Source organism: Aquabacterium sp. (assembly GCF_044226965.1).
Classification (GTDB): Bacteria; Pseudomonadota; Gammaproteobacteria; order Burkholderiales; family Burkholderiaceae_C; genus Pseudaquabacterium.
In genome coordinates, this window is the sequence record NZ_JBGAGA010000075.1 from 20113 (window position 1) to 30780 (window position 10668).

General features: G+C 72.4%; 9 protein-coding genes. All 9 read left to right on the plus strand.

Annotated elements, in window-relative coordinates:
- Positions 1–4: 4 nt before the first annotated feature.
- A complete protein-coding gene (locus tag ACILR4_RS24170; RefSeq protein WP_395703457.1) occupies positions 5–1522 on the plus strand; it encodes a GMC oxidoreductase in 1518 nt (505 codons plus the stop codon).
- The gene (locus ACILR4_RS24175; protein ID WP_395703448.1) at positions 1519–2319 is read left to right on the plus strand and encodes a 3-ketoacyl-ACP reductase; all 801 of its coding nucleotides are present in this window, start codon (positions 1519–1521) and stop codon (positions 2317–2319) included. The genes ACILR4_RS24170 and ACILR4_RS24175 overlap by 4 nt, the downstream gene beginning before the upstream one ends.
- Positions 2316–3968, plus strand: a complete 1653-nt coding sequence (locus ACILR4_RS24180; RefSeq protein WP_395703449.1) for a GMC family oxidoreductase — start codon at positions 2316–2318, stop codon at positions 3966–3968. Before ACILR4_RS24175 ends, ACILR4_RS24180 begins: the two co-directional genes overlap by 4 nt.
- Positions 3965–5131 carry a dihydrodipicolinate synthase family protein gene (locus ACILR4_RS24185; protein ID WP_395703450.1) on the plus strand — a complete coding sequence of 389 codons (1167 nt, stop codon included), beginning with the start codon at positions 3965–3967 and terminating at the stop codon, positions 5129–5131. The genes ACILR4_RS24180 and ACILR4_RS24185 overlap by 4 nt, the downstream gene beginning before the upstream one ends.
- Before the next feature lie 4 nt (positions 5132–5135).
- A complete protein-coding gene (locus tag ACILR4_RS24190) occupies positions 5136–6233 on the plus strand; it encodes an extracellular solute-binding protein (RefSeq protein ID WP_395703451.1) in 1098 nt (365 codons plus the stop codon).
- A gap of 146 nt (positions 6234–6379) precedes the next feature.
- The gene (locus ACILR4_RS24195; RefSeq protein WP_395703452.1) at positions 6380–7558 is read left to right on the plus strand and encodes an ABC transporter substrate-binding protein; all 1179 of its coding nucleotides are present in this window, start codon (positions 6380–6382) and stop codon (positions 7556–7558) included.
- Between the two features lie 142 nt (positions 7559–7700).
- The gene (locus ACILR4_RS24200; RefSeq protein WP_395703453.1) at positions 7701–8897 is read left to right on the plus strand and encodes a maltoporin; all 1197 of its coding nucleotides are present in this window, start codon (positions 7701–7703) and stop codon (positions 8895–8897) included.
- A gap of 54 nt (positions 8898–8951) precedes the next feature.
- The gene (locus ACILR4_RS24205) at positions 8952–10079 is read left to right on the plus strand and encodes a hypothetical protein (RefSeq protein ID WP_395703454.1); all 1128 of its coding nucleotides are present in this window, start codon (positions 8952–8954) and stop codon (positions 10077–10079) included.
- Positions 10080–10432: 353 nt separating this feature from the next.
- The coding region (locus ACILR4_RS24210) for a hypothetical protein (protein WP_395703455.1) at positions 10433–10668 on the plus strand (236 nt) is incomplete at its 3' end.

Below are 10668 nucleotides of genomic sequence, written 5' to 3' on the forward strand. Positions count from 1 at the left end.
CACCGTGGACGACCCGCAGTTCGACCTGGTGATCATCGGCTCGGGCGTTGGCGGCAGCGCCGTGGCGCACCAGCTGGCCGGCAGCGCCGCGCGCGTGCTGGTGCTCGAGCGCGGCGGCGACCTGCCGCGCGAGCCGCAGAACCGCGACGCCGAGGCCGTGTTCCACCAGCGCCGCTACCAGGCCCACGAGACCTGGACCAGCGGCGCGCGGCCCTTCCGGCCCGGGCAGTTCCATTACGTGGGCGGCCACACCAGCTTCTACGGCGCGGCGATGTTCCGGCTGCGTGAGCGCGACTTCGACGCCACCGAGCACGAGGACGGCCTGTCGCCGGCCTGGCCCGTGCGCTACGCCGAACTGGAGCCCTGGTACGCGCTGGCCGAGCGGCTGTTCGGCGTGCGCGGCCAGGCCGGCACCGACCCCTGCGAGCCGCCGCGCTCGACGCCCTATCCGCACCCGCCGGTGCCGCACGAGCCGGTGATTGCCGCGCTCGAGAAGCGCCTGCGCGCGCTGGACCTGCAGCCGTTCCCGATGCCGATCGCGGTGGACCTGGGCGACGGCGGCCGCTGCGAACGCTGCGGCAGCTGCGACGGCTTTCCCTGCCTCATCGGTGCCAAGGGCGATGCGCGCACGCGCCTGCTGCAGCCGGCGCTGAAGCAGCCCAACGTGATGCTGCAGCCCAACAGCCATGTGCAGCGGCTGCTGGTCGACGACAGCGGGCGGCGCGTCGTGGCGGCCGAGGTGCTGCGCGAAGGCCGGCTCGAGCGGGTGCAGGCGGATCGCTTCGTGCTGAGTGCCGGGGCGGTGCAGTCGGCGGCGCTGCTGCTGCGCTCGGCCGGCCCGCGGCATCCGCAGGGGCTGGCCAACGGCAGTGGCGCGGTCGGCCGCTATTTCATGAGCCACAACTGCACCGCGCTGATGGCCGTCGACCCGCGGCGGCGCAACGACACGCGCCTGCCCAAGACGCTGGCGCTGAACGACTTCTACTTCGGCGACGGCACGCCCGGCGGCCTGCCGCTGGGGCACCTGCAACTGCTGGGCAAGATCCGCGAGCCGATGCTGCGCGGCGTGATGCCGGTCTGGGTACCGCAGGCCGCGCGCCGCTGGCTGGCCGAGCACAGCGTGGACTGGTACGCGATGTCCGAGGACCTGCCGCATGCCGACAGCCGGGTGCAGCTGAACGCCGCCGATGGCATCGACCTGCAATGGCGCCGCACCAACCAGCGCACCCATCGCCTGTTCGTCGCCCGCATGCGGCGGCTGCTGCGGCGGCTGGGCTATCCGCTGGTGCTGGCACGCGCCTTCGGCATCGAGAGCCCGTCGCACCAGTGCGGCACGCTGCGCTTCGGCGACGACCCGGCGCAGTCGGTGCTGGACCCGTGGTGCAAGGCCTGGGACCTGGACAACCTGCACGTGGTGGACGCGAGCTTCTTCCCCTCGTCCGGCGCGGTGAACCCGGCCCTGACCGTGGCCGCGCAGGCCTTGCGCGTTGGTGCGCATCTGCGCGAGGAGATGGCGGCATGACGGCGGTGCGTCCCCTGGCGCTGGTCACCGGCGCCGGCCGCGGCATCGGCGCGGCGATCGCCGACGAACTGGCGCGGCGCGGCTTCGACCTCGCGCTGCTCGACCGCCAGCTCGGCCTGGAGGCCGAGGCACTGCTGGCGCGCGTGCAGGCACAGGGCGCGCAGGCCCGGCTGTTCGCCTTCGACCTGGCCGATGTGGACGGCCACGCTGCGGTGCTCGACGAGGTCAGTGCGTGGGCCGGTGCATGGGGTGGCACGATCGCCTGCCTGGTCAACAACGCCGGCGTGCCGGCGGCCCGCCGCGGCGACCTGCTCGACGTGCAGCCGCAGGCCTTCGACCAGGTGCTGGACATCAACCTGCGCGGCACCTTCTTCCTGACGCAGGCGGTGGCGCGCCGCATGCTGCAGCAGCCGGTCGCGGCGGGCACCGCCGACGCTGGGCCGCGCAGCATCGTCACCATCTCGTCGGTCAGCGCCGAACTGGCCTCGGTGGAGCGGGGCGAATACTGCCTGTCCAAGGCCGGGCTGGGCATGCTGACGCGGCTGTTTGCGCTGCGCCTGGCGGCCGCCGGCATCGCGGTGTTCGAGGTGCGGCCGGGCATCATCCGCACGCCGATGACCGAGGGCGTGGCCGCGGCCTACGACGAACGCATCGCGCAGGGGCTGGTGCCGGCCGGGCGCTGGGGCCAGCCGCAGGACGTGGCCCGCGCGGTGGGCGCGCTGGCCGGCGGTGATCTGGGCTTTGCCACCGGCTCGGTGGTGCATGTGGATGGGGCGCTCTCGGTGCCCAGGCTATGAAGACTTGCGACTACGTCATCGTGGGCGGCGGCTCGGCGGGCTGCGTGCTGGCCCACCGGCTCAGTGCCGAACCGGGGGTGAAGGTGCTGCTGCTCGAAGCGGGCGGCAGCGACCGGCATCCGTTCTTCCACATGCCGGCCGGCTTCGCGAAGATGACCAAGGGCATCGGCGCCTGGGGCTGGTCCACGGTGCCGCAGCGGCACCTGGGCGGCCGGGTGCTGCGCTACACGCAGGCGCGGGTGATCGGCGGCGGCTCGTCGATCAATGCGCAGATCTACACCCGCGGCCATCCGAGCGACTACGACACCTGGGCCAAGCAGGACGGGGCCGTCGGCTGGGGCTACGAGGACGTGCTGCCGTACTTCCGCCGGGCCGAGGACAACGAGCGTTATGACAACCGCTGGCACGGCAGCGGCGGGCCGCTGGGCGTGTCGAACCCCATCAGCCCGCTGCCCATCTGCGAGGCCTTCTTCCGCGCCGGCCAGGCGCTGGGCATGCCGTTCAATCCCGACTTCAACGGCGAGCGCCAGCCTGGGCTCGGCTACTACCAGCTGACCCAGCGCGCCGCGCGCCGCTCGTCAACCGCCACCGCGTACCTGCGGCCGGCGCGGCACCGCGCCAACCTGGAGGTGGTGCTGCAGGCGCAGGCCACGCGGGTGCTGCTGGAGCACCGCCGCGCGGTGGGGGTCGAGTACGCCACCGCCTCGGGCGGCCTGCAGCAGGTGCGGGCGCAGCGCGAGGTCATCGTCTGCTCGGGCGCCATCGGCACGCCGCGGCTGCTGATGCTCTCGGGCATCGGGCCGGCGGATGCGCTGCGCGCGGTGGGCGTGCCGGTGAAGCACGAGCTGGCCGGCGTCGGCGCCAACCTGCAGGACCACCTGGACCTGTTCGTGATCGCCGAATGCACCGGCGACCACAGCTACGACAAGTACAACCGGCCGCACCATGCGGCCTGGGCCGGCCTGCAGTACCTGCTGTTCCGGCGCGGGCCGGTGGCTTCCAGCCTGTTCGAGACCGGCGGCTTCTGGTTTGCCGATGGCGGCAACCCAGGTCCGCAGGCCGCGCCGGACATCCAGTTCCACCTGGGTTTGGGCTCGGGCATCGAGGCCGGGGTCGCGCGCATGCGCCATGCCGGTGTCACGCTGAACACGGCCTTCCTGCGCCCGCGTTCGCGTGGCAGCGTGCGCCTGGCCAGCAACGACCCCGCGGCCGCGCCGCTGATCGACCCCAACTACTGGGCCGCGCCGGAAGACCGCGTGCAGGCGATCCAGGGGCTGCGGCTGGCGCGCGAGCTGCTGCGCCAGCCGGCGCTGCGGCCCTACGTGCAGGCCGAGCTGCTGCCGGGGCCGGACCTCACGACGGACGAGGACCTGTTCCGTTATGCCTGCGCCCATGCCAAGACCGACCACCACCCGGTGGGCACCTGCCGCATCGGCGCGGCCGACGATGCGCTGGCCGTCGTCACCCCCGCGCTGGCGGTGCGCGGGCTCGAGGGCCTGCGCATTGCCGACGCCTCGGTGATGCCGCGCGTGCCCTCGTGCAACACCAACGCGCCGACCATCATGGTGGCCGAGAAGGCCGCCGACCTGATCCTCGGCAAGACCGCTGCCGTCCCCGCCCAGCCTGCCCGCGAGAGCATCGACGCATGAAGATCCTGCTGCCCCAGGCCGACGGCCGCCTGGCCCCGTACACGATGAAGGCCGCGCCGGTGGCGGCACCGGCCACGCCACCGCGCTTCAACCGCATCGCCTATGCCGCGGCGCATGTGGTGATCGACCCGCTGGCCAGCACCGATCCGTGGGATGCCGAGCCGGCGATCGACTGGGACGCCACGCTCGCCTTCCGCGACCACCTGCACGGCCTGGGCTTCCGCATTGCCGAGGCGATGGACACCGCGCAGCGCGGCATGGGCCTGGGCTGGCCGAGCGCGCGCGAGCTGATCCGCCGCTCGCTGCGGCATGCGGCGGCCACCGGCGCCGAGCTGGCCTGCGGCGTCGGCACCGACCAGCTGGCGCCCGCCGCGGTGCGTTCGCTCGACGACGTCGAGCGCGCCTACCAGGAGCAGCTGGATGTCGTGGAGTCCGAGGGCGGCCGCGCGATCCTGATGGCCAGCCGGGCGCTCGCCGCGATCGCCCGCGACCCGGTCGACTACGCCACGGTGTACGGCCGCCTGCTCGGCCGGGCCGGCCGGCCGGTGATCCTGCACTGGCTGGGCGAGATGTTCGATCCCGCGCTGGCCGGCTACTGGGGCCGGGCCGAACCGGAGGCCGCGCTCGATGCCGTGGCCGAGCTGATCGAACGTTATCAGGCGCGCATCGACGGCATCAAGATCTCGCTGCTCGACGCGCGCCTCGAGCGCGCGCTGCGGGCGCGGTTGCCCGAGGGCGTGCGCCTGTACACCGGCGACGACTTCAACTATGCCGAGCTGATCGAAGGCGATGCGCAGGGCTTCTCGCATGCGCTGCTGGGCATCTTCGACCCGATCGCGCCGGCCGCCTCGGCCGCGCTCGCCGCGCTGGCGCAGGACGATCGTGCGCGCTACCGCGCCCTGCTGGCGCCGACGGTGGCGCTCTCGCGCGAGATCTTCCGCAGCCCGACGCGGCACTACAAGACCGGCGTGGTGCTGCTGGCCTGGCTGAACGGTCACCAGCGGCATTTCTCGATGGCCGGTGGTGCGCAGTCGGCGCGCTCGGTGCTGCATGCTGCGCGGGTGTTCGAGTTGGCCGATGCCTGCGGCGTGCTGCGCGATCCCGCACTGGCGTGCCACCGCATGCGGCAGTGGCTGCAGGTGGCGGGTGGCATCGATGGCTGAGGCGGTGTCGATCCCCGCTGTCACGGCACCGGCCGGTGCGGCCGTTCGCCAATGGCGCCTGCAGCACCGGTGGCAGGGTGCGGTCGACCGCGCGGCGCTGGCCGGCTGCCGAGAGGCCCTGGCCGCGCACGGCATCGCCCTGGTCGATGCCGATGAGGCGTCGGCCGATGCCGTGAAGATGCATGGCGCGGTGCTGGCCGATACCGCCGTGCGGCAGGCGCCGGCGCTGCTGGACCTGTCCGCACTGGCCCGGGCCGACGCCTGGGCGGATCGCCTGCCGCGCTGGCTGTGCGCCTTCGCGTCCCACGCCGGCGCCTGGTACGGCGTGCCGATGGGCGTGCACCGCAGCAATGTGGTGTGGCTGGCGCCGCGCGACGCCGCCGCGCTGGGCCCGCAGCCGCTGCGCGATGCCGAGGACCTGCTGGCGGTGCTGGCCCGGGCGCGGCCGCGGCTGCCGAAGCCGCTGGCGGTGGGCCGCGAGCCCTGGCAGATCGGTGCGCTGTTCGAGACCTTGCTGCTGGCCCAGGCCGGCCCCGAGGTCTATCGGCACGCTCTGGTGGCGCTGTCGCCCGCTGCCTTGCGCAGCGCGGCCTTCGTGCGGACGCTGCAGCTGCTGACCGCGCTGCGTGAGTTTGCCGACGACGCGGCCCTGCACCTGCCGTGGGACGCACAACGCGCACGCGTGGCCCGCGGCGAGGCGGCCCTGCAGGTGATGGGCGACTGGAGCGCTGCGCTGCCGGGACCGGCGCTGCAGGCACGGCCGGCGGGGGCGGGTTTCATCGCCGTGGCCGACTTCATCGTGCCGCTGGCCCGGGGCGACGCGCCGACCGCACGGGCCGCCGCCGCCGTGCTGGCGCAGGACGCTCATCAACAGCGTTATGGGGCACTGAAGTCGTGCCGCCCCGCGTTCGGCGCGGCGGGCGCCGATGCGGCGGCAGGTGCTGGCAGCGAGCCATGGCTGCCGTCGCTGGCCCTCGAGCAATGCCACCCGGCGCAGCTCACGCACGCGCTGCTGCAGGTGCTGGCCGACCACTTCCTGCAGCGCCGGTCCGGACCGGCGACGGCGACCGTGCTGGCCGACCTGGCCGCCACGCGCGCCTGAGCGAAGGGGCATCGATGGCGACTTCGCATCCAGCGCGCGTGTCGATTGGAACGTTCCAATCTCGATGGCGGATCCTTCGCCCGCTGCTGGCCCTGGGGCTGGCGGGCGCGCTCGCGTGCGCGCCCGCCGTTGCGGGCGACGTCGAGGTGCTGCATTTCTGGACCTCGCCCGGCGAGGCGAAGTCGCTCGAACTGCTCAAGCGCCTGATCGCCGAGCGCGGCCATGGCTGGAAGGACTTCGCCGTCGTCGGTGGGGGCGGGCAGAACGCCATGGCCGCGCTGAAGCAACGGGTGCTGGCCGGCAACCCGCCGTCGTCGGCTTCGATCAAGGGGCCGGCCATCGGCGAGTGGGCGGCGCTGGGCGTGCTCGCCAACCTGGACGCGATGGCGTCGTTCGACCACTGGGACGCGGTGCTGCCGCGCGAGTTGCAGGCGCATGTGAAGCACAAGGGCCACTATGTGGCGGTGCCGGTGAACATCCACCGCGTCAACTGGCTGTGGGCGAATGCCGAGCTGCTGCGCCAGGCCGGCGTGACGCAGCCGCCGGCGAGCTTCGAGGACTTCATCGCGGCGGCCCAACGCATCAAGGCCATGGGCCGCGTGGCGCTGGCGCACGGCGGCCAACCGTGGCAGGACTTCGTGCTGTTCGAGTCGGTCGCGCTCGGCGTGGGCGGGCCCGCGTTCTACCGCCAGGCGGTCATCGGGCTCGACGCCGCAGCGCTCGGCGGCGCCACGATGCGGCGCGTGCTGCAGTCGTTCCGGCAGCTGAAGGCCTATGTCGACGAGCGCTCGCCGGGCCGCGACTGGAACGCCGCCACCGAGATGGTGATCCGCGGCCAGGCGGCGTTCCAGTTCATGGGCGACTGGGCCAAGGGCGAGTTCCTGGCTGCCGGGCAGCAGCCGGGCCGCGATTTCCTGTGCGTGCCGGCGCCCGGCAGCGCCGGCGCCTTCGCCTACGTCGTCGACACCTTCGCGATGTTCCAGCTGAAGAACTGGGAGGCCCAGCGCGCGCAGGGCTACCTGGCCTACGCGCTGCTGCGGCCCGAGTTCCAGGTCCAGTTCAACCGGCGCAAGGGCTCGATCCCGGTGCGCAGCGACGTGCCGCTCGATGGCTTCGATGCCTGCGGCAAGGCCGCGCGCGCCGACTTCGATGCGGCCGCCGGGCATGCAGGCCTGCTGCCGTCGGCAGCCGTCGACATGGCCCTGCCGACCGCCACGCAGGCCGCGCTGCGCAACGTGGTGAGCGATTTCTGGAACCACGACGAGATGCCGGTGGCCGAGGCGGTGGATCGCCTGCTGCTGGCCGCCGTCAAGAAGAAGCCCTAGCGGGCCCGCGGTCCAGGTCGTCATGCACAGCGCGCTCATGTTCATCATCACGCACGAGTTGGAACGTTCCAATTCGTGCCATCACCTTGCCGGCACGAGGGCCGGTGCATCGGGCTGCGGCCCCACAACCCCAGGAGACTCCATGAAGATCACCCCCGCCACGTTCGCTCGTCGGCTCGCCGCCGGCGCCGGTCTGGCCGCTGCGATCGCGCCCGCGTTCGCGCTGGACTACAGCGGCTACTTCCGCGCCGGGCCCGGCCTGACATCGGAGAACGCCTCGCGCGCCTGCTATGCGCTCAATGGCGGCTCCAGCGGCATGAAGTACCGGCTCGGCAATGAGTGCGATTTCTACGGCGAGTTCGTGCTGAGCCAGGGCTTCGCCAAGGATGGCATCGACTACCGCGCGACGCTGATGGTCAACCACTGGACTCCGGCCACGGAGCCGGCGGGCGGCAAGGGCTTCGACCAGAACCTGCATGTCGAGCAGATGTTCGCCGAGGCCAAGGGCTTCGACATCGCGCCACAGGCCACGTTCTGGATCGGCAAGGAGCGCGGACGCCGCGCGGACGTGCACATCGTCGACACCTTCTTCACCGAGATGGCCGGCGTCGGCGCCGGCTTCAAGGGCCAGCCGGTGGGTGCCGGCAAGCTGGGCGTGGCCTACTACCGCACCGACACCGACGCCGCCAGGCCCGGCAACCGCCTGAACCTCGAGTACGTGGGCCTGCCGGTGAACGACAACGGGCAGCTGAATGTCTTCCTGACGGCGACCAAGGGCGATTTCACCGGCGGCAAGAGCGGCTTTGGCGTGTCGCTGCGGCACGACCAGGCCAAGCTCTTCGGCACCGGCCTGTCGAACACGCTGTGGCTGCAGTTCGCGCAGGGCTCGGCCGGCCTGAACTCGAACTTCGGCGACCTGACGGCAGGCTCCGCTGCCAAGAGCTGGCGCCTCGTCGAGTCCTTCAACGGCCAGAGCGGCGCGCTGGGCGGCCAGGCGCTGCTGTTGCTGGCCAGCGAGAAGAACGGCGCCGGCCAGCAGACCGATTCGGCCAGCATCGGTGGCCGCGTCTCTTACGCGCTATCGCGGAACTTCAAGATGGTGACCGAACTGGGCTATTCGCAGTACAAGCCCAAGGGCGGCGCGACCGCCAACCTCACCAAGCTGACCATCGCGCCCACGCTGTCGATCGACCAGAGCTTCTGGAGCCGCCCGGAATTCCGCCTGTACGTGACGAGCGCGAAGTGGAACAAGGCGGCCGGCAACGTCACGGGCCAAGCGGTCTTCGCCGATCGCACTTCGGGCACCAGCTACGGCGCCCAGGTGGAGTGGTGGTTCTGAGCGTCCCCCCGGGGCCGGGCTGCGCCAGGCGCAGACGGCCCCAGGCCTCGAGCGATGGGCAGCGTGCACCTCCAGCACCACTGGCGCTCGGCGTCGGAGCGGGCGGGCGTGCGCGTGCTGCGCGACGCGCTGGGACGGGCCGGCCTCGAATGGGCGGCCACGCCGCGGTCGGCGAACGTCGCGATGGTCAAGATGTCGGCGCAGGGCGTCTGGGCCGGCGTGCGCGGCGCCGGGCCGCGGCCGATCGACCTGGGCTGCTACCTGCGGCCGGAGGACATCGAGGCCCGCGTCTTTCCGCCGTTCCTGGCCGTCATCGCACCGTCGCAGCTGTCGCTGTTCGGCGTGCCGATCGGCGCCTTCCGCAGCAATTGCGTCTGGGTTCATGCGCCGACGGCGAATCGGCTCGGCGCACAGCCCGCGGACGTGGCCGAGTGGGTCGACTGGCTCGAGCGGGCGCGGGCGCATGTCCGGTACCCGCTCGGTGTCAGCCGCGAACCCTGGGCCGCCTGCCTGCTGTTCGAGGCGCTGGTGCTCGGGCTGTGCGGCGCCGATGTTCACCGGCAGGCCTTCGCGATGGGCGTTGCCGAGGCGCTGGCGGCGCCCTGCATGCGCAACGCCCTGGTCGTGCTGGGCAAGTTGCGGCAGTTCGTTGCCGACGACTGCGTGGCGCCGTCGTGGCATGCGCTGGCGCGCGACCTGCAGTCGGGCCGTTGCGCCACCGTGGTGATGGGCGACTGGCTGCGCAACGAGTTCGCCGACGCGAACCGCGGCATCCCGTCGGTCGCCAAATGGACGATGCCGGGGACCGAGGGGCGCTACCTCTACAACGTGGACTACCTGACGCCCATCGTCGCGGCGCACCAGCCGCTTGATCGCGAGGCCTTGGCCGTCGTGGCGCGGGCCTTGCTCGACGCGGAGGTGCAGGGCCGCTTCGGCCGGGCCAAGGGCGCCCTGCCGACGGTGCGCGATGCCATCGGTCCGCCGCTGGATGGCGAAGGCTGGCGGCTGCTGCATCTGTCGGCGCTGAACCCTGACCTGCTGGTGCCATCGATGAGCTTCGAACAGGCGGCTCCGCGAGGCCGGCGCGATGCCATCGCCCATGCCGTGCAGCGCTACCTCCATGGCCGGGCCGGATTCGACGAGACGGCGCGGGCCTTGGTGCAGTCCGGCCGCATCGAATGATGGCGATGCCGGTGCGCGTCCGCGGCGCCAGCCAAGGCGGCGGGCCCGGCCCGACCGATCCGGCCTCGGGCTCGGTGGTGCTCGATCGCCAGCCCTGAAGCCGCGCGCTCCACCGCGCCGCGCACCGCGTTCAGGGTTGTCCCTGATTCTCATCATGGGAGGCCCTCAACAACGGGTCGACCGAGCCGCCCCCCGCGGTGCACAATCGGCATCGACTTGAGCGACAAGGGGGATACGGCATGAGCCGCACACATTTGGCAACGGGATCTGGCCGCGCACGGCGTCTTCGTGCGTGCCGGTCGTGGCTGAGCTTGGCCGCTCTGGCGGCCTGCTGCAACATCGCGAGCGCCGCCGTGCCGTCCTACCTGGTGTCGCTGCTGGACAGCACGCCGGTCGGCGGCTGGGTGCAGGCCAACACCACCACCTTCTCGTCGGTCTTCGTCACCGATCCCTCGCTGATTCCCCCCTCGGGCTCGTTCCACTACCAGCCCGGCGCGGTGGTCACCGCCTGGAGCTCGTTCGCCTGGGATTCCACGCGCCATGACCTGCTGCTGTGGGGCGGCGGCCATGCCAGCCATTCCGGCAACGA